This is a genomic window from Methanolobus bombayensis (assembly GCF_017873415.1).
Lineage (GTDB): Archaea > Halobacteriota > Methanosarcinia > Methanosarcinales > Methanosarcinaceae > Methanolobus > Methanolobus bombayensis.
Window position 1 is genome coordinate 190,097 of sequence record NZ_JAGGKD010000001.1, and the last position, 26,808, is coordinate 216,904.

A 26,808-nucleotide genomic window follows, 5' to 3' on the forward strand; every position below is an offset into this window, starting at 1 on the left:
GCGGGGATGAACGATGAACTTGTTCAGCGCCTGCGAAGGAATCTTCCTCGCAATTATGGCATTAAAGTGTTATACTTAGGTTATCCTGTGCTTGGACTGCGTATCCCCCGAGATTCTGTTTCAGAATTCTCCAAGCAGGATACTGAAGTTCTGTATGAGAATTTATACTCGAATATGGAGCAAATAAGACCCGGTGAGATAGAAGATGTTTGCATAGTTGCAGATTCCGATTATATTTCAATGGAACCTGAATCATTTTTCAAACCTCTTATCGGAACATCTGATTCAGCTCTTGCAGATGTGTTCAGGTATGCTCAGGAGAAAATATCCATTGATGATACGATAATATTGGCTCCTGATACATCAGAACCGGACAGTTCTCTTGTAGAGGATATAATTCCAGAGGAGACTTTTAGTCATTCGGAAGATTCCACTTCTCAGGAAATTGATCCTGAAAGGTCGATCTTTGCTGATATTCTGGAGCCTGCTGAAGATGAGGATATTCCAGAAGTTGAATCCTATGAAGCAAATGTTGAGACGGGTATTCCGGATAATCCAGAAAACATGGAAATTCCAGAGGATGATTATCCTGAGGAAGATTTGTCTTTTGAAAATCCGGTTTCTAATCCCGATGCAGTTCTACTTGAAGCTGAAAATAAAGAATCTGCAGAATTCTGTGTTTATGAACCTGAAATATGCGTGGAACTTACTCCTAAAGAATACGTCCCCATTCTCAGTCATGATGAACTTGAGGAAGAGTTAGAGGACGAGTCCAGGTTGCCTAAATCCGAATCCAGTAAATTGTTCGATGACCTGAAAGAGGACAAGACCGTTGGTAAGATTCTCAATGATTTTGCCCGTAATTCCCAGAAAAAAAGACTTGCAGCAGGCAGACTAAAATCCGGCAGACGTGCAGAAGTTCTTACAAAGAGCAAGCGAGGTCGCTATGTAAGATACAGGATGCCTGGAGAAAAGATAACGGATATTGCTATTGCTCCTACTGTAAGGGCTGCAGCTCATCATGCAAAGGATGGCAAGATCGAGATTAAAAAGGGTGACATACGGGAAAAGGTCAGAAGAAGACGTATTTCCAGTCTTATCAATATTGTTTTTGACACTTCTGGTTCTATGGATGAGAGTGACAAGGTTCAGATCACTACAAGTGTTGTTCTTGCTTTGCTGAAAGACGCTTACCAACGCAGGGATAGAGTATCACTGGTAACATACAGCGGGCGTTCCGGTGAACTTGTACTGCCTTTTACTTCGTCTGTGGAGGCTGCAAAAAGATATCTTGAGAAGGTTCCGTTCGGAGGAACAACTCCAATGGCTTCCGGGATGCTCAGGGGTCTGGATACTCTTATCAGGGAAGTGAAAAAAGAGCCTTCAGCCGTTCCGATCATGATCCTTGTTACGGATGGTACTGCTAATTCTCCGCTACATCTTGGTGGGAATATCAGGAGGGAGATCAGGCAGGTGTGTAAGCAGATAGCTGATCACCATGTGAATATGCTTGTTGTTGACATCAGTGCAACAGGTTCAATGCTTGCAAAGGAAGTTGCAATGAAAAGTAACGGAAGTTATTATCATCCGATGTCACTGAGCAAAGAGGCTCTTTATTCTGCGATAAAGCAGGAAAGGGATCAGGTTACAGCTTTTGCTTGAAGGGGTATTTGAAATTATGAAGGCAGAAAAGTGCTTTGCGTTTTCAGTTAAAGATTGCAAATACAACAAATGGTGCGAGAATTTAATGCTATATAGAGTACTATAGTTCACTATGGTAACAACAATACAGATAAGTGAAGATTTGCAAAATGAACTTGCAAACAGAAAAATGTTCACAAGGAAACTTATGAAGAGGTTATCTGGGATTTGCTTGAAGACACAAAAGAGTTGTCAATCGAAACTAAACTAGAGATAGAAAAAGCACGTGCGCAGATAAGGGCAGGTCATTTCTCAACTCTTGAAGATGTCAGAAAAGAGCTGGGAATATGACTTAATATCCTATTTTCTAAAAAGGCCAAAAAACAGCTTTTAAGCCTTGAGAAGCCTATACAGGAAAGGATAATATCTACTCTTGAAATAATACGAATACGTCCTGAAAATTATATTTCAAAACTTGTTGGTGATCCTGGTTATAGATTACGAGTAGGGGGACTATAGGGTTATTATAGATCTCGACAATGAGAACCTGTACATCCTTGTTATCAAAGTAAGACACAGGAAGAATATCTACAATAATTGAATTTGTTGTTTTTCCTTGATATCGGATAGTTTCGTATCACTCCGATACCGATACAAGAATATGTTGAATCATTTGCTTTCTGCACGTATGTTGACCATTCCTTTTGTTTTTTGAAACAATTGGGTATTCTCTTTATATAATGTCAGATATTAAGCCATAACTATGCTAAAGATACTACGTGAATCCCTGCTGAATGCACCAATCGTTCACAGAGGGGAATATCATTATTTCATTCATCCTATATCAGACGGAGTTCCAAGGCTTGAGCCGGAACTTCTGGAAGAGGTTACTGACCACATTCTGGGAATGGTCAATGGGGATTTTGACAAGGTAATTGCAATTGAGGCCATGGGAATCCCTCTTGCAACTGCAATTTCCATGAAGACCGGAGTTCCTTTCTGTATCATCAGGAAAAGATCGTATGGTCTTGAAGATGAGATAAAACTGTCTCAGGAAACCGGTTATTCAAAAGGTGAACTTTACATAAATGATATTTCAAAAGGCGACAGGGTTCTTATTGTAGATGATGTCATCAGCACAGGAGGTACACTTGTGGCACTGATGGAAGCTCTAAAAGGAATTGGTGCCACCGTAACGGATACTATTGTAGTTATTGAACGTGGTGATGGTGTTTCCAGACTTAAAGAAATGGGTATTGATGTGAAAACACTTGTCCGTATTGATGTTACAGAAAAAGGCATCTCAATCGAGGATATACATGAGTGACGGTGAAGCGTTTGATTTCCAGCTGGATTATATAATTTCTGTAATCAGGGACACCGGTGCAAAAGTAGTGGGTTTGCAATTCCCTGAAGGTTTCAAGAGACGTTCTCCGGGAATAGCTTCACGTATTGAGAATGAGACTGGAGTTAATGTATTCATTTCCGGAAATCCGTGTTTTGGTGCGTGTGACCTTGACGTTGCTCTGCTGAATGATGTTGATATTCTATTCCATTTCGGGCATGCTCATCTGGATGATAACAAGCTCTCACAGAAAGTATATTTCATAGAGACCAGGTCGGCTGTTGATATTAAGGATGTTGTGGAACTGGCAGCTTCTGAACTTGAAAGCAGGAACATTGGTCTTATCACAACGGTGCAGCATGTACACAAACTTGGTGATGCTGTAAAGGTTCTGGAACAACATGGAAAGAAATGTGTTATCAGTCCAGGTGACAGCAAAATTGCATATTCAGGTCAGGTGCTAGGATGTAACTTCTCCGCTGCCCGCAATGCGGATTGCGATGAATATCTTTTCATTGGAAGCGGACAATTCCATCCTCTTGGTGTTTCACTTGCCATGAAGAAGCGAGTGCTTATAGCCGATCCTTTTGTCAATGAGCTAAGGGAGGCAGATTACTCTAAAGTACTAAGGCAGAGAAGTGCTGTCATCGCAAAATCTCTTGATGCAGAGGTTTTTGGTATTGTTGTATCATCAAAACCCGGACAGGAACGTATGGAAATTGCCATGGAGCTTAAACAGATGGCAAAAGACCATGGAAAAGATGCACATATTCTCACAATGGACCTGGTAACTCCGGATCAGCTATTACAGTTCAAGGTTGATGCATTCGTCAACACTGCATGTCCCCGGCTTGCTATTGATGAGGTTGGAAGATTCCATGCTCCAATGCTGACTCCACTGGAATTTGAGATCGTGCTTGGAGAAAGGGAATGGGAAGATCTTTACTTTGATGAGATCACAGGTGATTAAGATTGAAACAGCGCAAGCTTGAGATTTTGTTGGAACAGGTGGAAAGCTTTGATTCACCTAATGTGAACCTGGAGCAATATTCCACTCCTGCATTGCTTGCTGCTGAGATGCTACATTTTGCATATATGCAGGGTGACCTTGAAGGAACTGTCTTTGACTTGGGATGCGGAACTGGTATGCTTGCCATTGGTGCAAAGCTTCTTGGAGCAGAGGATGTTGTAGGTTTTGACATCGATAACAAAGCTCTGGAAGTTGCCCGCAGGAACGCTGAAAAACTTGGTGTGGATGTTGAGTTTATCCATGCCGATATTTTCGAGGTAGAAGGGCATGCTGATACCGTTGTCATGAACCCTCCTTTTGGTGCTCAGTTCAAGGGCAATGACCGACCGTTTCTTTTAAGTGCGTTGAAAACCAGTGATGTTATATATTCCATTCATAATTGCGGGAGCCATGATTTTATTAGTAAGTTCATAGGTGATGCCAGGATAACAGAATGGTACTCAACGGCATTTCCAATGAAACGAACATTTAAATTTCATAAAAAAGAAGTAGAAATGGTAAAGGTAGAGATCTATCGGATATTACGATAATATTTTAAGAAATGCGATTCTTACTAGAAGGAATCATGGATTTGTGCACTTTTATATAATTTCGGATTATAAGAAGGGATTTTTATTAGGATAAGAAATAGACGTAAGACTTCACGCAGAAAGATCAAATCATCTGATTCTGAAGACCAGCAGGGAAGTGAAGAAGAGGTTCTTTCTTCAAAACAGGAAGTAGACGAGAAAACTGCAGAGGCTGCAGAAAAATCTGTTAACAACAAAAAAGAACAGGGCCGTAAGAAAAAGTCAGTAAAGAATAATAAGTCCAAACCCGCTGACGGGTCCACAGAAGATGATGAAATGGATGATAAAGATGAAAGTACAGAGGAATCTGTTTTTGTAATGCCTGGTGATTTTGTAGGAACCACTGAAGAGTTCAAAGCAGGCGAAGGGACATATGTCAATGTTGCAGATATCCATTCACTTAACACCGGATATGTGAAAGTTAACAGAAAAGCAAGGACAATTTCTGTTGTACCCAGAACCGCCACACCACCTGAGATCAAGGAGGGTGATATTATTATTGGAAACGTAGTCAACATGCGTGATTCAGTTGCTCTTGTTGAGATCGGTGCTATTAAGGGTAAAGGGGAGCGCGAGTTCCAGACAAATGGTGCTGCAGCAATTCATGTTTCCAATGTGAAGGATTCCTATGTCAAGAATCTTGGATATGAGTTCTCTCTTTCTGATGTGGTAAAGGCGAAGGTGATCAACACTCAGAATATGCGTCTGAGTACCGATGAAAAGTCCCTTGGTGTCATGAAAGCTTATTGTTCCAAATGTCACTCCCCTATGGTAAAGGATAGTAAGAAACTGAAATGTCCTGAATGTGGCCGTACTGAGACAAGAAAGCTCTCTGCAGACTATGGAACCGGAGTAGTTTAACCTGATCATCGTAAATTCAAGATTACAATTACAATATTCATGGTGAGATAAAGATGGAATTGAAGATCATTGACAAAACAGAAGACGAAATGCACCTTGAGATCATTGGTGAGAACCACACTCTTCTCAATATGCTCAAGTCCGCTCTACTCGATGACAACAGAGTTCAGATTGCAACATACGATATGAAGCACGTATCGATCAGCGATCCTATCCTTTTTGTAAAAACAGATGGTGCAGATCCTATCGAGGTTGTAAAGGATGCTTCTAACAATATCGTAAATGATTGTGACGAGTTCCTTGGTGTTTTTAAAACAGCTATTGATATTTAATTTTTTGAAGTTGCACTTCGGTGCTCTTATTTTTCTTTTTATTTAGATCATTAGCTTAAGCGGTGCTTTGATTAGCAGGATTATATTTGTATCAATTATTTTACAATGAACATTTTTAACTAGTATAGGAAAGTTCAATATCACTATAAATTCGTGATTTTAAAGGTATTTTAAAGGTAATATTATGGAAATTGATGACTCAACTCTTAATAAATTTGGATTTATCGCACGTGGACCGAAAGATGCGATAAATATTGATCCGTTGCAGACAGGTGGTAAGCTCACAGAAGATGCACGTAAGGCATTACTTGAATGGGGAGACGGATACTCTGTCTGTGATTTCTGTGGCGGGGTTCTTGATCTTATCAAAAAGCCTCCGGTTGAGGAATTTGTCCATAATGCATTGCCTGCTTTCCTGGATACCGATGCTGTGAGAATTACACACGGTGCGAGAGAGTCAAAATTTGCAGTTATGCATTCAATGGCACAGGAAGGAGACTATATTGTTCTTGATGAGCTTGCTCACTATTCTTCCTTTGTTGCAGCAGAGCGTGCAAGACTGAAGGTAAAAACAGTTCCACACAGCGGCAGTCCCGAATATAAAACAAATGTTGAAAAATATGCTGATGTAATTGAGGAAGTAATTAAGGAAACTGGCAAAGCTCCGGCACTTGCTCAGATAACCTATCCGGATGGCAGTTACGGTAATCTTGCAGATGTCAAGAGAATATCCGATATATGTCACAGTTACGATGTTCCTCTGATGCTTAATGGTGCATATTCTGTGGGTAGAATGCCAATCCATGCAAAAAAGATGGGTGTGGATTTTGTAGTCGGCAGTGGTCACAAGTCTATGGCTTCATCAGGTCCTATCGGTGTGCTTGGTGTTAAGGAAGAATACGCAGATATAGTTTTCAGAAAATCTGCTACACACAAGGTAAAGGAAGTGGAGCTTCTCGGATGTACTGCAAGAGGTGCAACTGTGATGACGATGATTGCATCATTCCCCGAGGTTGTGCGCAGGACACAGAACTGGGATAATGAGGTTGCTGATGCTCGCTGGTTCTCAGCCAAACTTGAGGACATGGGTCTGATCCAGATGGGTGACAGACCACATAATCACGATCTGATGTTCTTCGAGGCTCCGGTATTCTATGAGATCTCACAGACTGCAAAGAAAGGAAGGTATTTCCTGTACAAGGAACTCAAAAAGAAAAATATCCACGGAATCAAGTCAGGACTAACCAAGTACTTCAAGCTCAGCACTTTCCAGGTTGGAAGGGAGGATCTTTCATATATTGCAGATTCCTTCCAGGAAATCATTGATAAGTACCAGAAATGAACTTGCTTCCTGGTACTCTTTTCTTTTATGTGACTTTTGTTAAGATTACGCAACTATAAATTCATGATTTACAGATGTGTTCTTTCACCCATTGTCTGTAAAAGCTGAGCTGTTCTGATGTATGAAAATAGTGCTCACCGTTTTCCATTACTTCCAGGTCACAATTGAATTCCTTTACAAAAGAACTCACAATATCAAATTCGCATAGATCATCTTCTTTTCCATAAAGGATTGCAGTAGCTTTATTCCAGTGATCAATAGGATTTTCTTTTACATAGCAATAATAGTCCCAGTATAATGTTTGTCCGATGGTTGTGGGGATTTCCTGTTCATTTTTTAATTGTTCCTCACTGACGTTGAACCATCTCATCATATTGTCAATGATCTGTTCCATGTTAACAACCGGAGAAAGGAAAAGACACTTCTGTAAAGGAATTTCTTTGTACGCAAGTAAACTGAAATATGCTCCCACGCTGCAGGCAAAAAGGCAAATGTCGGTGGCTTTCGTTTGTGCATAGTCCATTATCTTATGAAGGTCACTTATGTAGTTCTGTACCTTGCAAGGTGTAGTTTCATCTTTTCTGTCTCCGTGTTGTGGGAGATCAAAACTAAGTACCTGATAACCTAAAGGAATTGTCTCTTCGGCAAGAATGGAGATGGGGATGTCATTTTTGTGTGACATGTTTCCATGTACTGTAACAAACAGTTTTTTGCTACTTTCTCCCCATAAAACAGCCGGAATGTTATTGATTAATATATTTTGTTTTATCATTTTTCTCTCTTTTTACAAATTCACAGCTCTCTATTGAAAATATAATTTATCAAGGTATTAATCAGGAACCATTTAGGAATAAATCACATATTCAGAGAACCCAGTTCTTCATTGTAAGTTTCAATGTAGCCTGAGATCTCTTCTGCCTCTTGATACTTTGCGATGTGGAATATTGCATCGCCTTCATGGGCAAGTGGAAGATTTGTTTTTCCAATAACAATTCCAAAAACAGAACTTCTCACTTCAGTCTCAATTTCACCAAGGGGATCATTGATATAAGCAAGCAGGTCGCCTTTTTTCACTGAAGTTCCTAAAGGAATTATCGAACGCATAATTCCACTCTCAGGTGCTCTGATCCATTGGGTATCTGCGGAGATGACTGTGTCATAACCTGTTTTCTTTCTTTTCTTTTGCCTCATGCCCAGATGTGACATAACTCCCATAATACCACGAACGCCTGCTCTGATGGCAACTTCATCAAAACGAAGTGCTTCTCCGGCTTCGTATAGTAACACTGGTATGTTAAGATCCCCGGCAGCTTCACGAAGAGAACCATCCCGAAGTTCTGTATGAATCACAACGGGCACACCAAATGCGCGTGCCAATTCTTCTTTTTCTTTATTATCTTTCAGATATGCACGTATCTGGGGAAGGTTATTTCTGGCAACTGCTCCGGTATGCAGGTCTATTATATGTGTGCACTTCTCCACTATCTCTTCCATAAGGATATTTGCCAGACGGGATGCCATTGATCCCTTCTTTGAACCGGGAAATGACCTGTTAAGATCTCTTCTGTCCGGTAAATATCGTGATTGTGAAACAAAACCGAATACGTTCACAATTGGTATGGCGATTAGTGTGCCTTTTAGGTTATTAACTGTTTTATGTTTCAATAAACGACGGATGATCTCAACACCGTTTATTTCATCTCCGTGAATGGCGGCACATACCAGCAGACATGGTCCGGGTTTATTTCCATGTATAACGTGTACAGGCATAGATGCCGATGCGTGAGTATAAAAATCAGGAATGGGTAGGTCTACAGACTTTCTGGTTCCCGGCTGGATAACATTTCCAGCTATAGTAATTGCTTCCTGCATCAATTAACCTTTTCCTTTTGTTGCGGTCTTACCGAATTTGCTGTTCTTTTCGATGTATTCTATTATCATGCCAGCAATGTCCTTTCCTGTCGTTTCTTCTATACCCTGCAGTCCGGGACTGGAATTCACTTCCATTACTACCGGTCCGTGGTTAGAACGTAAAAGATCGACCCCTGCAACGTTGAGTCCCATTATTTTTGCAGCACGCACAGCAGTAGAGCGTTCTTCAGGTGTGATCCTGATCGTTGATGCAGTCCCGCCACGGTGCATGTTGGATCTGAATTCTCCTTCAGGTCCCTGTCTTTTCATGGAAGCAACAACTTTTCCACCAACCACAAAACAGCGGATATCTGCTCCTTTCGATTCTTTTATGTATTCCTGGACCAGAATATTTGCTTTGACTCCCATGAACCCTTCTATAATACTTTCAGCAGCTTTCTGGCTTTCTGCAAGTACCACTCCAATTCCTTGAGTTCCCTCAAGAAGTTTGACTACCAGAGGTGCTCCCCCTACCATATCGATCATGTCTTTGACATCGTCGGGTTTGTTTGCATATACTGTTACAGGCAAACCTATGCCCCTGCGGGATAATAGTTGTAATGAACGAAGTTTGTCACTTGCACGGGTTATAGCCACTGATTCATTCAGGGGGAAAACACCCATCATTTCAAATTGTCTCAGAACGGCTGCACCATAAGATGTGACTGAAGCTCCGATACGGGGAATCACAGCATCGAAGTTTGTGAGTTCCTCTCCTTTGTAATGAATGGAAGGTTTGTGGGAAGTGACGTTCATGTAAGCACGCAATACGTCTATTACCTGCACTTCATGTCCTCTTTCTTGAGCTGCTTCTATTAACCTTCTTGATGAGTAAAGTGTCTTGTTTCTTGACAGCAAAGCAATTTTCATTATAGTCCTCTATTTAATTCGTACACAATTTTTGCGTCTTTTTTTCCACAATTAAAAGATGCAGCAGGGTCTACTATGGCCCGGTTGTTCAGAGCAGTACGCCCCAGCAACATTTTAAAACGCATGGTGTCACGGTCAGTAAGTGTTAGTTCAATGGGGTAGGAATATGTGTCAATTACAATAAGTGTTTCGATGACATAGCGCATCTCCCTGTGCCCGCCGGAATCGGTAACCTGCCGCCGCTCCTTTATTGGAGCCGTGCACTCGACGATGAATTCCTGGTTTTTCTGTACCGGATGCACAAGGAACCGGAGCATATCAATACCGTCTTCTGTATATTGTTCAATGTCAAAAGCATGCAATGCTGATGTTCTGGCACCTGTGTCAACCTTTGCTTTAATTGCAGGAAGACCGAGCTCAGGCAAACTGACCCATTCTCGCCATCCAAGTGTAAGAAGTCTTTTTTTTTCACCCATAAGATATTCTCACAGATTTTCATTATTTGAAATATATTTTTGTTATCCTATATGGCTTTGAATGTATATATAGAGAAATCCTGCTCGAATCCCAAACAACCACAGGTTTATTTTACTTACATTACCTAATTATCTACGGAGGAGAATCCCATGGTAAGATATTGTAAGATATGCGGAGCGAAAAGTGGCAGATGCAATCATCTGGTAATTGACTTCGGAGAAAGCCTGGAAAAAAGCAGCAAGAAAGAGGAAGATTCTCAAAACTCTGATACTCAAAAATGATCTCAAAAATCATTTTGTTAATCTGTTTTGTAAAACGTGATTCAAATGATCCTTAAATTCAAATCTTCAAGTCCTGAAATAGCGGATTCTGCTTTCGTAGCTGATAACGCAACTGTAATTGGTGATGTTGTTCTGGGAGAAGAGTCCAGTGTGTGGTTTGGTGCTGTAATTCGTGGTGATGAGAATCCCATTCGTATTGGTAACAGATCAAACGTTCAGGATAACGTTGTGATACACATTTCGGATACTTCCCGTGTAGACATCGCAGACGATGTAACTATCGGTCACTGTGCTGTGATTCATGGGTGTAAAATTGGCAGCAATGTTCTTATCGGGATGAATTCGACAGTTCTGGATGGTGCGGATATTGGAGATAATTGCATCATTGGTGCAAATGCACTTGTGCCGCCGGGGAAGAAGATCCCTGCCGGGAGCATGGTCATGGGAGTTCCTGCAAAGATTGTCAGGGAACTAACAGAAAGTGAGATTCTGGGTATACAAGAGAATGCAGCCGTTTACGTTCAATTGCTGCATGAATATAAGAATAAGGAAAAATGATCAGAGATTAAAACGGACCATGGCTACAAACATAAGGATGCCGAATATGAACAGGGCGCCGAATATAAGTACCATCTTTTTTCTAAGGTCTCTTTCTTTTGGAGTAAGAGGTCTTAATTCGTTCTCATGCTTTTTCTCATTACGGCTGCCCAAAAACGTACCAAGTATCAGGCCGATCATATATCCATAGAATATGTTTTCCAGAATTAACGCAATGGGAATCCCTATTGCAATACCGATTGCAAGTCCCTGGCCCATGTAGTGACCTCTTGGATATTTCCCGGTACGATTATATTCTTCCTTTTTGAGCTTGAATGCAAAGTAAGACATCAAAAGCCCTACAAGTAGTATTAAAAGGATTATTATCAAAATTAAAGAATAATTCATAACCCTGCTTTGTCTCCTTTTTACTTAATAGTTAACGGATGTCAGTATCAATAAATGAGCTTTCGGAATTGTTAAATTCATTTTTCTTTTATTCTGCAATCACCATTGCACATCTCTTTGATGTACTCTGTCACTGATTCATAATTTGCCGGAGTACAGAACACAATACCCTTCTCTGCAAATCCTGCTTTAAGGGCAATTGTTTTAGATTTAGGGTAAAAAGTAGCTTTTTTTACCTTTTTCCATTTAATATCCTGGTTCTGATGTGAAGCTGCCAGGAGTCCGGTACCCACAGCACCTGGGTTTCCTGTAAGCAGTCCGGCGAATATTAGCAGGAAGTTGATCTTACTGTTCTTCGCTTTCTGGTTCTCTCTGGTGATGGTGCTTACGCCTTTGCTGTCAAGATTATAGGTAAGCATGTATTTGTTGCTGTAGTATGCAAAAATAAACAGTACTGTAAAAAAGAACAAAATTCCGATCAACATAAGTGCGTATTTCATATCTCTCACATTGCTGCTTGTGGAATGCACATTTCCACTCAGGACTGATGGAAGCATGATCAGTGCAACAATAGCCGCTGTGATCAAAGTGGCAATTCCCAGCACTTTCAATAGTTCATTGAGTATGAACCGGTTAGTTAGTATCGAAACATCGATGTCCCATTTAATATTTTTTTCGGAACTCATTTTTCATCCAGCCTTTTTATTTCATAATTCCAGTATCAAAACCTCAGTTCCAGCACCTGGGTTGTTTGATTCCCTGCCAGAGCCTCTGTATCTGTAACTTTTTAGCTTCTTCATATCTTTTCCACAGGAGATAGAATCCAATGATTGCAACGGCTACCTGGCCAGTGAAAACGTTAATCAATGCTATGGGGAATACTGAAAGGACTTCCGGTAATCCGTTCCATAGGCCATGAAGAGCAGCCACTGTTATATATGCTCCGATGACCTTGAAGTTTATATGGAATTTTCGGGGTTCGCTTTCCCTGAACATTGTACTGACAAGTATGGCTGTCCATGTACCATGTCCTATTGGTGCGATAACCCCTCTTACAAGTGTAATAAGCACTGTTTGTGAAAGGCTTCCTCCACTGTTAAGAAAAGCTGTAAATGCATAACCACTACTCTCTAATGCGGCAAAACCCATTCCTGAAGCAGCTCCAAGGATCAATCCATCCATTTCCGAATCATGATAGCAGCGTTTGGCTATCACCAGTACTCCAAGTATCTTTGCAAACTCCTCTATCAGCCCTACTTCAAATGAATAGAACAGTGCATGTTGTGACAGGAATATCGGTTCAAGGGTTGCTGCTGCCAGCACTCCCAGAAGCCCTCCGTAGAAAAATGCCCATGCGGTTGTTGGCATATCCAGTTTGCTCAGGTGTCTTCTCTGGTAGAAGAAAGCAACATATGTGATTGGCACCAAAAAATTTCCAAGCATTACAACGGTTGGAAATATGTTGGTATTGCGGGTTGAAGCAAGTGCTAAAACTCCAAAAATGTAGAGAACCAGTCCGCCGGTGAAAACTTTAAGCCATGAAAGTTTTCTACGATTCTGAATTTCTTCATAATATGCCTGCTGATCATTAATGGCGTCTTCAGGCGTTTCTTCTGGAGTTGTAATATCCATTTTATCGTTACCTTAATTCAACTCAACTCTATAATATAACAAAGCTTATTTTTACTTAAAAATACTTGGATACATCTTTAAGGTCAGCAGATTATTTAATTCATTTATAATCAGATGCTTTAATCCAAATGAGTCTCTGGAGATACCAGTATGTCATCAAAGGACGATACATTATCTGAATGGGAAAGAAAACAACTTCTTGCAGCTTTACATGCCAGATTATTCTGGGTAGGTGAAGAGGTACCGTATTCTATTGACATTAAAGGAAAAAAGTGCAAGCTTCATGAACTTGTATGGAGTCTCATAAACAAGGACAAACTCACAGATGAGGATATCAAACATATTGATACATACGTCTCTTATCTCAGGGAAAAAGAGCAGGAAGACGAAAATAAGCTCAAAACAGCAACGCTCACAAAAGAAGAGGCTAAGGCTCTTTTCAATGAGACAGGTGGTTTGCTCAGAGCTATCATGGACTTAAAAGATATAGAGGATGGAACTGCTAAGGAGAAAGAAAAAGAGTTCCGTGAGATATTTTCAAAAGAACGTGTTGCTGAGGCACGTAGATGGCTTCAGTTCCTTCGTGACACAGGCAGAGTATAACAATAAAATATCAGAAAGTCATGTATTTCCCAGGTTTTATGGCATTTTAATTATCTCAATACTGGATATGCTTCCGATAACAATGTCTGTTTCCTCATTAAAAGCATCAAGCAGGCCCTGCGTTAGAAGATCATTCACATATCTTCTTTGTTTTGGGTCCACGACATATCTCAGATGCATCTCTATCCTGTCACTTTCGATGAGCACGAAGATCTTTGTATCAACATCATAAGTTGTAAGCATGTATTTTCGTTCCATGCTTGCAAGCTCTTTCTTTGAATGCTCTACATAATTCTTTATCAGTTCATTTGTGGTCCGCAGTGCTATATCCCTTGCTTTCCTCCAGTCGCTTCCTGTACTCAATATTATTGTGACCTCATCCCATATGAACGAAAAATCGCGGGTATAGTTCTTCACAGTACTGTCAAGGACAAAACTGTTAGGCATTGTGAGTATTCTTCCTGTATACTGGTCCCCGTCAACCCATTCTCTTATCTCCATGAGAGTTGTATGGAAATAATTTATATCCAGAATATCCCCGTAACAATCACCAACCTGTATTCTGTCCCCTGCCTGGAAGGTTCTGGAAAAAAGTATGATAATACCACCGGCAAAACTGCGGATCACATCCTGCAATGTGATAACAATACCTGCACTTAATATGCCATAAGCTACGATCAGTGTGGTTGTCTCTTTCAGGAAAACTACCATTATGGCTCCGGCAGTCAGCAGAGTGATTATAACAGATACAACCTTACGAAGTGTGTACCTGTTCTTTGTGTCCTGAACCCGTTTCCCGATAATATTCTCCAAAAAGGAGTTTAACAGGTACGCGATCATCATTATGGCTGATGCCTGTATAAGTTTAACCAGGATGTCACCATAATCGGGTGCCAGGACTGTGAAATAATTGATATACGAAAGTACCAGGATAATGCAGGCAAATATAACAATACCTATGTAATTTCTCCCACTCACAGAATAATCTTAATTACGATCTTATATGAATCTAATCTGTCTCCTGTTTTTTATCTTTCCCTTGATATGAGACATGCAAAACCTCTCATCATCATAATAATGATTATATATCATTGTATAGATATATTTATATAGTTTGTTATATTTGTAGGTAATGTTGTCACAGCCTTTAAGATGGGCGTGGCAGAAATGTCCCAAATGGTACGATATGGACATCATCAAACCCGCAAAAAACGAAAAATTGGATTGCATAGGAATGTGGGATGAAGATAATCCCCTCAATATCTTCAATGTTGCACGCACCCACATTCCTACTGTAGATCAATTCGGAGTATGAGCACAGGCAGGGAAGTAAAATAGCATTCTAAAGAATGCGGGGTTATTGTCATTTCATTTACTCGCTGCCTTGGTTACCTTCTTTTATCCTTCCGGCATTTTCATACATCCAGTTTGCATCATCCTTTCTTCCCATGAGTTCAAGCACATAGCCAAGGTTCTCCAGGGTTATCGCAACATAGGATCTGTATGTTTCATTTTCAGGATTCTGATCCATGATCGCAGCATATGAACGCAATGCATTTTCATAACTTTTCTTTGCTTCACCGTACAATCCACTATTCAGGAAAAAGGATCCCATTCCATCAAGCACGCCTGCATGGTCAAGTTCGTATTCGATGTTTGAAGGGTCTGCATCCATTAGATTTTTGTAAGTTTCAAGGGATGTAAGGAACCTTGATTGTGCCTCGCTGGCATTCCCTTCACTGACAGCTATCTCTGCCAGTCTTGAATTAAGTGCTGCTATTCTTTCAACAGGAAGTAAATTCTCATGATCCAGTTTTGCTATTTCTGAATATGCTTCAAGGGCATAGTTGCACATATAAGCAGATTCTTCGTTTTCCTCTTCTTCTGAAAGAACATAGGCTATGTTATCAAGAACTGATGCCTTATTTACCAATATCTGAATGCTTCCGGGATAGTTTTCTGCCAGAACATTATATTTTGAAAGCAAAAATTCCAGAGTTTTTAGTTTCCTTTCAGACTGTTCATTTGTGGCAGATATTTTCATTTTCTCAAGCAGTTTTATGATCTTGGGTACATACTCTCCTGAATTATCTGATTCCTGCAGTTGTTCATAAAGAGCAAGTGCTTCCTTTTGTTCACCGACTGCAACAAGTATGTCTGCTTTTTTCTCCTGTACTTCTTTAATCCTTTCTGCATTCCTTCCGTCTTTATCAGGAACAAGACCAAGGAGTTCCGCTCTTATCTCCAGAATGTGATCATACTCTTTCCTGATAAGTTCAACATCACCGGTAAGGTCTGCCTTTTTCTCTTTCTGGAGGAGTATCTCATCTATCTTTTCAGAATATCCCCTGTCAGTGCTTCCGGTCTTAGCAAGTTCTATGTAACTTTTCAAGGCCTCATCATAACGTCCAAGGTTAAATTGTGCCAGTGCTGTGTTCTCCAGAACATCATTCATCTTAGAATCATCTCCTGTTGCATGTTTTACGGTCTCATATATGGATAAGGCCTTTTCAAGATTCGCAAGTGCTTCAGAATAGCTCTTATTATCAGCCAGTATAATGCCTGTTTTTTTGTATATGTCAGCACTGATAAGTCCAAGTTCAAGATTATTCTGACCTTGTTTTTCTATTTTGTTATTAAGTTCCCTGTATATTTTGAGTTTTGAATCATTATCTTCTTCAAATTCTGCCAGTGCCAGCATATCTTCAATAATACTTATACCAGCCTGAATTGTAGTATTATCATCTTCTTCATTTTGAAGTATGTTAACTACTATATCTACTGATTCTTCTATATTTCTTATTGCCTCCCTGATATTGCCGGATTCTTTCAGAAGATTTCCGATTATATCAAGTGAGAATGCAACGTTAAGCTGATATGATACGTTTTCAGGCATCGAAGCAAGAATCTTCCTGGAAACATCCAGTACAAGTCCGTACTTTTCCATCAGCTTTTCAGTATCTTCTACTGATTCCAGGAGTCTGTTCATGTCCCTGAGAATATCAATGCTGATCTTTCTGCCGTAATCCTCTTCTGCATCTTTACCAATGTAATCTGTGGTAATCTCAAGTGCTTCTTCAAGTTTTGAGAATGCGTCATCTTTCTTGCCTTCATTTTCCAGCACATGAGCACTGCTCTGCAGGACAGCAGCAATTTTCAGGGAACCTTCTCCTTCCTTCTCTGCTTCATCCGTGTAAATCTGCAACAATTTATCGTATTTTTCCCTGTCCATTTCAGATGCTTTTTCCAGTGGAATGTTCAGAAGGTTCTCAAGAATAGTATTTTTTTTCTGCAGATTGATTTCTTCCTGTGTTTCTGCATTAATTTCATCCTGGAGTTCAAGAGCCTCTTCAAAAGCATCGAAAGCCTTAGTATATTTTCCCGTTTCAGCAAACAGTGCTCCCATATTATTCAGGGTGGAAACCATGTTAGAGATATGTGAAAGGTTGGAAGGGTTCTTTTGGACAAGATCCCTGTAATTTTGTGCCGCAATTGCATATCGGTCACTTGCCTCTACTTTTCTTCCTGCATTCTCAAGTGCAAGTGCCATATTGCTGAACATATTAGCTCGCTGTTCAGGTAGCATGTGATCAGGTTCATTTTCAATAATACCTGCAACTTCTGTATATCTTTCCAGGGCTTCCTCTTTCTTTCCCTGTGAGAATAACAGGTCTGCATATGTCTGTAACACTGCAACCTGTATCTGTGGTGATTCTGCATTCCTTGACTGCTCTTCCGCCTGTTTCAGAATATCCAGTGCGTCTTCAAGCTTTCCTTTTTCTATCAGGCTGACTCCTTTGTTAAACTGCCTGAATGCCATATCTCTTGCTCTTTTGGACATGTTGTTCTCGTTTATTTGATGATGTTAATAGACAAACGTATGATCCTATTTATTTTTCCAGGGAAATAATATAGAATGATTTTGTTGATTCTGCTTTTTAGGTGGAAGTATCTTATATAATAATAACCCTGTTCCTGGTTATGTTAATAAGCTTTTCTAAAAACGTGTCTTTTATTTCTGCATCAATTTCCACGGTAAATGAAACGACTTCTGAGTAATCAGTTTTCAGTGTAGCTCCATAACGGTCTGCAAGATGGACAACTGTATCCATGTCAGAATAATCTGACTTTATTTTTACAACCGATTTGTCAGACACTTCTATGATGCCTGCATTTTCAATAGCTTCAATGGCTGCTTCCCTGTAGGCCCTGGCAAGACCTCCGAATCCAAGTTTAATTCCTCCGAAATAACGGGTGACAACCACTGCAACATTGCTAAGTTCTTTCATTTCAAGGATTTTGAAAACAGGCTTTCCTGAACTGCCTGCAGGTTCTCCGTCATCATCATATTTCATTGCAAGTATGTTGTCCCTGTTTATCAGGTAGGCTGATACATTGTGGTTTGCATCATGATGCCTGTTTTTTATTGAGGATATAAATGATTTAGCTTCCTCTTCGTCTTCTAATGGGATAGCATAGGCAATGAATATCGAGTTTTTAACATCTATCTGCGCCTGGCCTGGCCTTTTTAGTGTTTTAAAACCTGTCAATTTTTCAGTCTCCATTCTATCTCATTAATATATATATATATATGATATGATAATAAACGTATGCAATCAGTCAGCTTCAAGTGGATATATGTAAATACTTTCAATTACTATATCAGATTATAACTCTTAGTTACGACTTTGGATCAATCAGGTAATTTTATGGAATTCAAAAACTCTATACTTGGTATAATACTCCTGTTGGCTTTTGTTTTTCTTTGTCCCTTAGCCGGGAGCATTGGGCAGGAGGCCAGCAATTTCAACTCAATAGCAGTCTCCCTGACTGAAAACGGATCTTATGATGAAGCCATTGTTTATTATAATGATGCACTTGAGTCAGAACCTGATTCTATTCAGGTACTTGATAACAAAGGTTCCACTCTTTATCTTATGGGTGATTATAGTGAGGCTTCAAAGGTATTTGATCGCATACTTGCAGTTCATCCTGATTCTCCTGCAGCTCTTTTCAAAAAAGGGATGTCTCTTGCTTCTCAGGGTCAAAATGAAAAAGCAATCGAATACTATAACAGATCACTTGTGTTGATAACAAATGAAAGCACACTTGATTATGAAACTGTCTTTGATATAGGTCTTTTTTCACTGAATGATATTTCTGAGAACTGCGAAGTCCCTGAAATCACATATGACCCCAGATTGCCAAGTCTCTGGTATCAAAAGGCAGTTGCTCTTGAAGAACTTGGAAGACATAATGAATCTATGCAGTATTACGACAAACTGATTGATCTTGCAGAATCACAGTCCTTGGACTTCTCAATGACAGCAGCAAGTCTTTATGAGCTTAACAAGTACAATGACTCTATTGATTATTATAACAAGGCACTTGAGATTGAACCTGATAACCCAGATTATTGGTACGGAAAAGGACTGGCATATGATGGTCTCGAAGATTATGAGAATGCACTCTCTGCTTATGATGAGGCCATATATTATGATTCCGAACACATTAACGCAATCTACAATAAGGCTGTTGACCTTGAGAGAACCGGACATCCTGACCTTGCAGTGCAGGAATACAATACTTATCTGACACTTGATCCATATGCTGTTGACACATGGTACAAGATGGGGGCAACCTACGAAGAACTCGGTGATTATAAGTCTGCTCTTAAGGCTTACAACCAGGTTCTTGTTTATGAGCCTGATAACGGGGAAGTGTGGACCCGCAAAGGCGACGTGCTGGATTTACTGGGCCGTTATGAGGAAGCTATCGAAGCTTATGATAAGGCACTACAGGTAGGTACTGATAATAAAGCCTCAGGTTCCTATGGCTCGGGAGGAGATCTTTTCGGGGTGCCTGTAGAAGTATCGGACTGTTATTCAGAAACACCTGATTTTGATTCTGATTCCGCACTACTGTGGTATAATAAAGGTCTTGCTTTCTACAAGATGGCTAATTATGAAAGTGCAATCGAAGCATTTGAAAATGTAGCAGAAATTGAATCCGGTCATCCTATTCTCTGGTACAATATGGCAATATCATATGAGAATCTTGGAATGTATGAGGAAGCTGTAGATTCATATAAAAAATCAGTGAAAGAAGATAACTCATGCCCGAGAATCTACTATGATCTTGCACTTGATTATGACAGGCTGGGGGAATACAATTCTGCGCAAAAGGCTTATTCAAGTGCCGTAAAACTGGAACCTAACTTTACTGCAGCTTATTATAACAGAGCCCTTGATCTTGATAATCTGGAGAAATATGATGAGTCGGTGGATGTTTATTCAAAAGTTCTTGAACTCCAACCGGGATCTATTGATGCACTTCTCAGAAAGGGTAATGCACTGACCGAGATTGGAGAACATGAGCAGGCAATTACTACGTATGAGCAGATTCTCAAGGTAGATCCGACTCATTCTGTAGCAAAGTTCCAGCTTGATGTTAACATGGATATTCTTGAAAGACAGAATACAAGTTCTTTCTGTTATCCTGCAGTTTCCACGCATTTTGGTGTCATAGATGATGAGGTTTTCAGCTCTGATATCTTTGTCTGGTATTCATCAAATTCATTTGGAGATTCTTATTCTACTGATTTCAGTAATGCTGAGATATTGGGAAATGTAGTTACATATGATAGTGTATGGGTTTCCAGAGGTTCTGCTCTTGAAAGAATGTCTATGACTGACCAGGCAATAGAATCTTATATAAAAGCTTTGCTCCTGAACCCCTCTTCAACTAAAGCCTGGCTGAACCTGGCAAATTCCTATGATCTGCTTGGGGACTATGTGAATGCAATTATCTGTTACGAGCAGGCAGTAATGCTTGATCCGTCAGATATGGATGCATGGTATAGCAAGGGTCTTTCACATTATAACAATGGTGATAATCAGCTAGCTGTAGAATCCTTCTCAACGGTACTTCAAAATGATCCCGATAACCTTGCTGCTCTCTACTACGAAGCAATGGCTTACGATAATCTGGAAATTTATGCAGAGTCATTGAAATCATATGAGGCTATACTGAAACAGGATTCCCAGAACACAGATGTATGGTACAAGGCAGGTTTTGCAGCATATAAGCTTGAACTCTATGAAAAGTCCATTGATTCTTTTAATCATGTACTGATGTATGACCCTACTAATGTGACAGTACTTAAGATACAAAGCAATGCAGCAGAGGGTCTTGGTGACTATGAAGCTGCATTGGGTTACTATGACCGGATACTTGAAGTCACTCCTTCAGATTCCATAGCACTCTTTGGACAAGCTTCTATCTACAACAGACTCGAAAGATATGATGAGGCAATTGCAACCTATAATGCTATACTTGAACTTGAATCAGATAATGTAAATGCATTGAACAGGAAAGGTTTTACTTATTATCTGATGGGTGATCTTGATGCTGCCACTTCATCCTTTGAAGAAGCAGCGACAGCTGATCCGGCAAGTGCTTCTGCATGGTATCACCTTGGTACAATTGCTTATATGAGGAGCAGTTATAAGGGTTCTATTCATTACTATGAGAAAGCTCTGGAACTTGATCCTTCATGCATCACTGCATGGTATAACAAAGGCTTCATCCTGAACATAATGGGTGAGGTGGATGATGCGGTTGAATGTTATGATCAGATCCTTGCACTTGATCCGGACTCAGCATCAGCGCTATATAACAAACAGTTTGCTCTTTATCGTATTGGTAAATCAGTAACTGCAGACCAAACCAAGGCAAAACTTGAGTCCATTGATCCGGGCTTTACAGCAGCTCTTGATGACAGGGGTACAAAATTCTTCCTGCCAGGCTCTTACAGTGATACTCTGGACTATGAACTGCCATCCAGGTGGTATTCTGACACTTCAGAAAGCAGTTCGGTAAATACAACTACAGAATCATGATCCATGTCTATCTTTATCACACAATCTTTATCGTTGATTAAGGCAATTACATCCCATGCTCAGTTCTCTTATTTTTGATATGGATGGCGTGCTTGTGGATTCCATGCCCTATCATGCCGAGGCATGGATTCAGGTTTCCCGTGAAATGGGAGTCAACGTAACATCGGAGGACATATACGAAGTAGAGGGCGCCAATCACAGACTGGGTTTACAGTGGCTTTTTCAGAAAGCAGGCAGAGATGTTGATTCTGACCAGTATGAACTGGTTTTACAGAAAAAAGTAGAGATATTCACAAGCATTGCTGATGTTAAACCATTTGATGGGATAGTAGATTGCCTGAAAGCCATGAAAAAAAATTACCGTCTTGCGGTTGTTACAGGTTCCGAACGTATAACCGTTGAATCTTTTATGGATCAGTTTTTTCCCGGCATATTTGAAGTTATAGTTTCCGGTGAGGATGTCCATTACGGAAAACCATATCCTGAGCCGTATCTTAAAGCGGTTGAAATGTTAGCTATTGAAAAGGAAGAATGTCTTGTAGTGGAAAATGCTCCCCTTGGTGTTGAATCTGCAAAAAAGGCAGGTCTTTATTGTGTGGGCGTACCCACACATGTGTCTCCTGACAGGCTTTCAGGGGCTGATATTGTGTTGAAGGACCATGCTTCATTAATGGATTATCTCTATGGTCATATTATTAATCCTTCTCAATAACAATCCCGAATAATTGTTCTTCCTGATGTACCATATTTCTGAAATGCTATATTTGAACTTATTCGTAAGTTTTTAAAATACATTGTTCTATATTATTCAGCATGGAAGATAAAAGCGAACCTGATATGAAGGCTGCACTTGAGGATAACCTGAAAAATCTGAAAGAAAGTTTCCGTGAGACTCCAAGCATGGAACATCTGCTACAGATAGTTGCCACCTATCATGGACTTGATATGGCTGAACGCGGAATAGGTTTTGCAGAAGCATTCCTTATGCAGATAGAGGACGAAAAAGAAAGACTGCTTCAGACATCCATGATATTTGAGATGGTAGAGTATAATGAAGAAGCGCTCTCTTATCTTGGTGTGGCCATGGATAAATATCCTGAAGATACACAGCTAAAGAATCATCATGGTATGCTCTTGAATAAGATTTCAAAGTTTGAGGATGCTCTTTCAATTTACGAGGGATTGCTGGAAACCAGTCCAGAGTCTTTGGAATCACTTTCAGGTAAACTGATTGCTTTGATAGGGCTTGGAAGACATGGTGATATACTGAAACTGTACAAAACTTCAATTTCCATAACTCCTTCATCACCTCAGGACTGGCACTTTAAAGGAGTTATTGATGGTCTTCTTAAAGATTATTTTGAGCATGAGAAAGGAAAATCAATTACTGAAGGGCAGGCAGAGAAATTATCCAAGAGCTTCGATTCCATCAATCATATAATGGATGGTCTTGGGTCCGAGGTCAGTAATTTCTATATGATGGGCAACTTTGCAGGCAAAGAGATTTACCACGGGATTCTGGAAAATAAAGAATGAATTAAAAACTTGAGGCTTTATCTCTCAAGTTTTTGCAAGGAAATTGCAAACTAATGTCCGTTTTGTATTTTATTTTCCAATTTCCTATCCTTTGTAGGTAAATAATTCTCATTTTAGGGTTACTTTTATAAAAGCTCTTTCCACCTTTGTTATATGAATAAGTATAGTGTGAAATGCCTTATCTGTGGCGAAGTTCACGACCCCTATACATTGAATTGTAAAAACGGGGACGAATCTCTTCTTCGTGCATATTACACAGCAAAACAGCTAATTCCAACCGATATGCCAGGTATCTGGAAATATTACAACTGGCTTCCGGTTGACGGCATTATCGAGGAAGGCTCCGGCAGAACTGTAACTTACAAAAGTGAGGCTTTAGCTTCTGAACTGGCCCTCGATGACCTGTGGATAGCCTTCAATGGTTACTGGCCGGAAAAAGGTGCAGATCTTATGACCTGCACTTTCAAGGATCTTGAGTCATTCCCTACAATGCAGAGGATCAGGGAGCAGGAAGAAAAGAGGATAATGGTGGTGGCATCCGCAGGAAACACTGCAAGGGCTTTTGCAAATGTTTGCAGTATAACAGGACAGCCACTTCTTCTTGTGGTCCCAAAGGAAAGTGTCCACAGATTATGGACCTTACATGATGACAATCATTCAATTTGCCTTGTAACAGTTGAAGGCGATTATTTTGATGCGATCTCTCTTGCAGGAAAGATCGCTGCCAGGGACGGATTTGTAAATGAGGGCGGTGCCAGGAACGTAGCAAGACGTGATGGTATGGGTACTGTAATGCTTGATGCTGTACTGACATCCGGCAAGCTCTATGACCATTATTTTCAGGCAGTAGGAAGCGGTACCGGTGGAATCTCAGCATGGGAGGCATCCCTGAGATTACTTGATGATGGAAGGTTTGGGGATAAACTTCCAAAGCTTCATTTAGGTCAGAGTCGGCCATGTGCGCCTCTGTATTCACTATGGAAAGATGAGGATTCGATAGATGCTGCATGTCCTGACGGAATGTATGATGATGTTCTCTTTAACAGAAAGCCACCATATGCTCTGAAAGGTGGTGTGAAGGATGTTATTGAAGCAAGCAGTGGCGACATTTACGCTGTAACTAACGAAGAAGCATCCGCTGCCCAGGAACTCTTTGAGAAGTCAGAGGGAATTGATATCAATCCGGCTGCCGCGGTTGCAGTTGCAACACTTGTGCAGGCTGTCAAAGCAGGAACGGTAAAACCGGCTGAGGAGATAGTCCTGAATATCACCGGTGGCGGACAAAAACGATTGGTGCAAGACTATGAATTGAAACAATTACCTGTTTCACTCGAAGTATCGGCAAAAGATGAAGATGCCGAGGACAAGGTAGTAAAAAAGGTAACAGAAGTATTTGGAATTTGATGATTGGTGTTAATATGAGTGAAATAATGAATCTTACTATAATGGGTGGAGTCAACAAGGAAGGAGCTGACGAGCCAATAAGATCAGTAGAGATTTCCAGTGGTGAGATAGTGGGCATTGTAGGTCCCACTGGCTCCGGGAAGAGTACTCTGATAGATGATATCGAACAGCTTGCCCAGGGAGACACTCCAACCGGCAGGACAATTCTTGTCAATGGGGAAAAACCTGATGCAAACATACGTGTAGATCCACGCAAGAAACTTGTTGCACAGCTTTCCCAGAATATGCATTTCCTTGCAGACATGACAGTTGAGGAATTCCTACAGATGCACGCACGCAGCAGAGGTAAGGATGCAAGTCTTGTCTCAAGAGTTATAGAACTTACTAATACACTCACAGGAGAACCTATTGCTCCGTACCACCACCTCACAGCTCTCAGTGGCGGCCAGTCCAGGTCACTTATGACAGCTGACATTGCAGTAATAAGCGATTCTCCTGTGGTTCTTATTGATGAAGTTGAAAATGCAGGCATCAAGAAGCAGGAAGCTTTGCAGTTACTTGCAGGTGAAGGAAAGATCGTTGTCGTTGTCACACACGACCCTGTACTTGCTCTTATGTCCTCACGCAGGATCGTCATCAGAAATGGTGGCATGGTTGACATAATCTCCACAAGCCAGGAAGAGCAGGATGTCTGCTGCAAGATAAGTGAAGTTGATAACTGGCTCATGTCCCTGAGGGAAACCATCAGACGCGGAGATATTGTAGGTGAGGTCGCATGAAGCTGGTAGTACTTGCAGGTACACCAGGCTCGGGGAAAACTTCTGTTCTTTTGCATACCATCAAAGCTCTCATGAGGAATGAGAAACGTCCTGCAGTTGTCAAGGTAGACTGTCTCTGGACTGATGATGACCAGCGTTTCAAAAGGCTGGATATCCCTGTGCATGTGGGTCTTGCCAAGGACATGTGTCCTGACCATTTTACAATTTACAACACCGAAGAAATGCTCAGATGGGCTGAGGTAGAAGGTGCCGATGTCCTGCTGAGTGAAACAGCCGGACTTTGCCTTCGCTGTGCCCCGTATCCTGATGAGTGTCTTGCAGTCTGTGTAATTGACGTTACAACAGGTCCCAACACACCACTTAAAGTTGGACCACTGCTCACAACTGCCGATATAGTTGTCATGACAAAGGGTGACCTTGTTTCACAGGCAGAGCGTGAGGTATTCAGGGAACGAGTACTTGAGGTCAATCCCGGATGCAACATCGTTGAAGCCAACGGACTGACGGGTAAGGGTGCTTTTGAACTTGCAGAGATGATAGGTTCAGGTCCTGATGCTGGTGACAACATGCTCCTGCGTTACAATCCGCCACTTGCAATCTGCTCACTCTGTACAGGTGAAAACAGGGTTGCAAGAAAGCATCACATGGGAGTCCTGAGAAACCTTGACGGTTTCATGGAATACAAGGGGGAATAACCCTTGAGCGAAATTGAAAACCTGCTTCCTGGCTACAACTGCGGAAGCTGTGGCTTCCGTCAGTGCAGGGACTTTGCAGCGGAACTTTCAGAAACTAAAAATGCTGAAGACCTGAATAAATGTCCATTTCTAGCCCGTGACAATTTCAAGGGCAATGTGGATAAGATCCTCTTTCTCCTTGGTAAAGAGATTCCAATGGCTGAAAAGATAGTCGGCATAATTGATGGTCTGGATGCCGATTTCACACTTGCACCTCTAAAGGACGAATGTTCATGCAGAGAAGATATCCATCCGTTTGACGGTTCCATTGAGATAGAGGTTGGTGACTTTCTTCGCTACAGGCCACTGGGTTGCCCTGTAACTCATTTTGCAAAGGTCATTGACAAAACACCAGGTTGCATATTCACAGTTCACATGGTAGGGCCGCTTCACAGGCTTGGAAATGATGATTTCAAGTTCAAGGATGTTGGCCTCTGTATGATACTTGCCTTTGATGGCAAAGTGGCAAAGGGAAAGATCCCTAAAGTCGGCCAGACAGTACGTTTCGTTCCCGAATACTGCATGATGCAGAAAGTTCACTCCGGCATGGTTGTCGGAGTTGAAGGTAAGAACGTACGCATCGAAGCTATTGATCTTAAAGTATGGTAAAGTATA

At 40.8% G+C, this 26,808-nt stretch carries 29 protein-coding genes; 19 read left to right on the plus strand and 10 right to left on the minus strand.

The genetic code is table 11. The features are described 5' to 3' along the window. Positions 1 to 6 precede the first annotated feature (6 nt). The 8 genes from J2746_RS01030 (at position 7) to pscS (ending at position 7,120) form a co-directional block, all read left to right on the plus strand. Positions 7 to 1,662 carry a VWA domain-containing protein gene (locus tag J2746_RS01030; RefSeq protein ID WP_209614952.1) on the plus strand — a complete coding sequence of 552 codons (1,656 nt, stop codon included), beginning with the start codon at positions 7 to 9 and terminating at the stop codon, positions 1,660 to 1,662. Positions 1,663 to 1,869: 207 nt separating this feature from the next. Then, positions 1,870 to 1,992, plus strand: coding sequence for a hypothetical protein (locus J2746_RS14820; protein WP_280921199.1), 123 nt, complete (start codon positions 1,870 to 1,872; stop codon positions 1,990 to 1,992). 412 nt (positions 1,993 to 2,404) lie between these two features. After that, on the plus strand, positions 2,405 to 2,968 hold the full coding sequence (hpt, locus tag J2746_RS01035; RefSeq protein WP_209614954.1) for a hypoxanthine/guanine phosphoribosyltransferase: 564 nt from the start codon (positions 2,405 to 2,407) through the stop codon (positions 2,966 to 2,968). Beyond that, on the plus strand, positions 2,961 to 3,956 hold the full coding sequence (gene dph2, locus J2746_RS01040; protein ID WP_209614955.1) for a diphthamide biosynthesis enzyme Dph2: 996 nt from the start codon (positions 2,961 to 2,963) through the stop codon (positions 3,954 to 3,956). Before hpt ends, dph2 begins: the two co-directional genes overlap by 8 nt. Before the next feature lie 2 nt (positions 3,957 to 3,958). Then, complete coding sequence (locus tag J2746_RS01045; RefSeq protein ID WP_209614958.1) at positions 3,959 to 4,546, plus strand: METTL5 family protein; 588 nt, start codon at positions 3,959 to 3,961, stop codon at positions 4,544 to 4,546. A gap of 315 nt (positions 4,547 to 4,861) precedes the next feature. After that, positions 4,862 to 5,446 carry an exosome complex RNA-binding protein Csl4 gene (locus J2746_RS01050; RefSeq protein WP_209614960.1) on the plus strand — a complete coding sequence of 195 codons (585 nt, stop codon included), beginning with the start codon at positions 4,862 to 4,864 and terminating at the stop codon, positions 5,444 to 5,446. A gap of 53 nt (positions 5,447 to 5,499) precedes the next feature. Beyond that, complete coding sequence (locus tag J2746_RS01055; RefSeq protein WP_209614963.1) at positions 5,500 to 5,778, plus strand: DNA-directed RNA polymerase subunit L; 279 nt, start codon at positions 5,500 to 5,502, stop codon at positions 5,776 to 5,778. Between the two features lie 184 nt (positions 5,779 to 5,962). Next, complete coding sequence (pscS, locus tag J2746_RS01060; RefSeq protein WP_209614965.1) at positions 5,963 to 7,120, plus strand: O-phospho-L-seryl-tRNA:Cys-tRNA synthase; 1,158 nt, start codon at positions 5,963 to 5,965, stop codon at positions 7,118 to 7,120. 61 nt (positions 7,121 to 7,181) lie between these two features. Here pscS and J2746_RS01065 read toward each other — a convergent pair whose 3' ends face one another. The 4 genes from J2746_RS01065 to J2746_RS01080 form a co-directional block, all read right to left on the minus strand. Continuing rightward, on the minus strand, positions 7,182 to 7,892 hold the full coding sequence (locus J2746_RS01065; protein ID WP_209614967.1) for an alpha/beta hydrolase: 711 nt from the start codon (positions 7,890 to 7,892) through the stop codon (positions 7,182 to 7,184). 83 nt (positions 7,893 to 7,975) lie between these two features. Then, on the minus strand, positions 7,976 to 8,992 hold the full coding sequence (locus J2746_RS01070) for a succinylglutamate desuccinylase/aspartoacylase family protein (protein ID WP_209614969.1): 1,017 nt from the start codon (positions 8,990 to 8,992) through the stop codon (positions 7,976 to 7,978). A gap of 3 nt (positions 8,993 to 8,995) precedes the next feature. Then, the gene (gene rimK / locus J2746_RS01075; protein WP_209614971.1) at positions 8,996 to 9,901 is read right to left on the minus strand and encodes a 30S ribosomal protein S6--L-glutamate ligase; all 906 of its coding nucleotides are present in this window, start codon (positions 9,899 to 9,901) and stop codon (positions 8,996 to 8,998) included. Beyond that, positions 9,901 to 10,377 (minus strand): ATP-dependent zinc protease family protein, encoded by a 477-nt coding sequence (locus J2746_RS01080; protein WP_209614973.1) that lies wholly within the window; start codon positions 10,375 to 10,377, stop codon positions 9,901 to 9,903. The genes rimK and J2746_RS01080 overlap by 1 nt, the downstream gene beginning before the upstream one ends. A gap of 150 nt (positions 10,378 to 10,527) precedes the next feature. On the opposite strand from J2746_RS01080, the gene J2746_RS14825 reads away from it, so the two are divergent. Together J2746_RS14825 and J2746_RS01085 are read left to right on the plus strand one after the other, a co-directional pair. After that, positions 10,528 to 10,659 carry a hypothetical protein gene (locus J2746_RS14825; RefSeq protein ID WP_280921200.1) on the plus strand — a complete coding sequence of 44 codons (132 nt, stop codon included), beginning with the start codon at positions 10,528 to 10,530 and terminating at the stop codon, positions 10,657 to 10,659. Between the two features lie 45 nt (positions 10,660 to 10,704). After that, on the plus strand, positions 10,705 to 11,217 hold the full coding sequence (locus tag J2746_RS01085; protein WP_209614975.1) for a gamma carbonic anhydrase family protein: 513 nt from the start codon (positions 10,705 to 10,707) through the stop codon (positions 11,215 to 11,217). On the opposite strand, the gene J2746_RS01090 is transcribed toward J2746_RS01085, so the two are convergent. The 3 genes from J2746_RS01090 to J2746_RS01100 all read right to left on the minus strand — a co-directional run bounded on the left by J2746_RS01090 (position 11,218) and on the right by J2746_RS01100 (position 13,236). Beyond that, the gene (locus J2746_RS01090) at positions 11,218 to 11,604 is read right to left on the minus strand and encodes a hypothetical protein (protein ID WP_209614976.1); all 387 of its coding nucleotides are present in this window, start codon (positions 11,602 to 11,604) and stop codon (positions 11,218 to 11,220) included. It lies immediately after the preceding gene. A gap of 77 nt (positions 11,605 to 11,681) precedes the next feature. Beyond that, positions 11,682 to 12,290: a hypothetical protein gene (locus J2746_RS01095; RefSeq protein WP_209614979.1), complete on the minus strand. Its 609-nt coding sequence runs from the start codon at positions 12,288 to 12,290 to the stop codon at positions 11,682 to 11,684. A 43-nt stretch (positions 12,291 to 12,333) separates the two neighbouring features. Continuing rightward, positions 12,334 to 13,236 (minus strand): PrsW family intramembrane metalloprotease, encoded by a 903-nt coding sequence (locus J2746_RS01100; RefSeq protein ID WP_209614981.1) that lies wholly within the window; start codon positions 13,234 to 13,236, stop codon positions 12,334 to 12,336. 150 nt (positions 13,237 to 13,386) lie between these two features. Here J2746_RS01100 and J2746_RS01105 point away from each other — a divergent pair, with 150 nt between their 5' ends. Further along, the gene (locus J2746_RS01105) at positions 13,387 to 13,839 is read left to right on the plus strand and encodes a DUF5788 family protein (protein ID WP_209614982.1); all 453 of its coding nucleotides are present in this window, start codon (positions 13,387 to 13,389) and stop codon (positions 13,837 to 13,839) included. 36 nt (positions 13,840 to 13,875) lie between these two features. Here J2746_RS01105 and J2746_RS01110 read toward each other — a convergent pair whose 3' ends face one another. Next, entirely contained in the window at positions 13,876 to 14,817 is a 942-nt protein-coding gene (locus tag J2746_RS01110) for a mechanosensitive ion channel family protein (protein ID WP_209614984.1), read from the minus strand. A 157-nt stretch (positions 14,818 to 14,974) separates the two neighbouring features. On the opposite strand from J2746_RS01110, the gene J2746_RS01115 reads away from it, so the two are divergent. Then, positions 14,975 to 15,154 carry a hypothetical protein gene (locus tag J2746_RS01115; RefSeq protein WP_209614986.1) on the plus strand — a complete coding sequence of 60 codons (180 nt, stop codon included), beginning with the start codon at positions 14,975 to 14,977 and terminating at the stop codon, positions 15,152 to 15,154. A gap of 57 nt (positions 15,155 to 15,211) precedes the next feature. Here J2746_RS01115 and J2746_RS01120 read toward each other — a convergent pair whose 3' ends face one another. Further along, positions 15,212 to 17,680, minus strand: coding sequence for a tetratricopeptide repeat protein (locus J2746_RS01120; protein ID WP_209614988.1), 2,469 nt, complete (start codon positions 17,678 to 17,680; stop codon positions 15,212 to 15,214). A gap of 112 nt (positions 17,681 to 17,792) precedes the next feature. Then, positions 17,793 to 18,404, minus strand: a complete 612-nt coding sequence (locus tag J2746_RS01125) for an IMPACT family protein (protein ID WP_209614990.1) — start codon at positions 18,402 to 18,404, stop codon at positions 17,793 to 17,795. Positions 18,405 to 18,548: 144 nt separating this feature from the next. Between J2746_RS01125 and J2746_RS01130 the strand changes: the two genes are divergently transcribed. The 7 genes from J2746_RS01130 (at position 18,549) to J2746_RS01160 (ending at position 26,802) form a co-directional block, all read left to right on the plus strand. Further along, positions 18,549 to 21,740 (plus strand): tetratricopeptide repeat protein, encoded by a 3,192-nt coding sequence (locus J2746_RS01130; RefSeq protein WP_209614992.1) that lies wholly within the window; start codon positions 18,549 to 18,551, stop codon positions 21,738 to 21,740. A 55-nt stretch (positions 21,741 to 21,795) separates the two neighbouring features. After that, positions 21,796 to 22,452 (plus strand): HAD family hydrolase, encoded by a 657-nt coding sequence (locus J2746_RS01135; protein WP_209614994.1) that lies wholly within the window; start codon positions 21,796 to 21,798, stop codon positions 22,450 to 22,452. 101 nt (positions 22,453 to 22,553) lie between these two features. Further along, entirely contained in the window at positions 22,554 to 23,276 is a 723-nt protein-coding gene (locus J2746_RS01140) for a tetratricopeptide repeat protein (protein ID WP_209614996.1), read from the plus strand. 153 nt (positions 23,277 to 23,429) lie between these two features. After that, complete coding sequence (locus J2746_RS01145; RefSeq protein ID WP_209614998.1) at positions 23,430 to 24,680, plus strand: cysteate synthase; 1,251 nt, start codon at positions 23,430 to 23,432, stop codon at positions 24,678 to 24,680. 14 nt (positions 24,681 to 24,694) lie between these two features. Further along, positions 24,695 to 25,459, plus strand: coding sequence for an ATP-binding cassette domain-containing protein (locus J2746_RS01150; RefSeq protein ID WP_209615000.1), 765 nt, complete (start codon positions 24,695 to 24,697; stop codon positions 25,457 to 25,459). After that, positions 25,456 to 26,154: a GTP-binding protein gene (locus tag J2746_RS01155; protein ID WP_209615010.1), complete on the plus strand. Its 699-nt coding sequence runs from the start codon at positions 25,456 to 25,458 to the stop codon at positions 26,152 to 26,154. Before J2746_RS01150 ends, J2746_RS01155 begins: the two co-directional genes overlap by 4 nt. A 3-nt stretch (positions 26,155 to 26,157) precedes the next feature. Then, a complete protein-coding gene (locus tag J2746_RS01160; protein ID WP_209615012.1) occupies positions 26,158 to 26,802 on the plus strand; it encodes a (Fe-S)-binding protein in 645 nt (214 codons plus the stop codon). Positions 26,803 to 26,808: the final 6 nt, after the last annotated feature.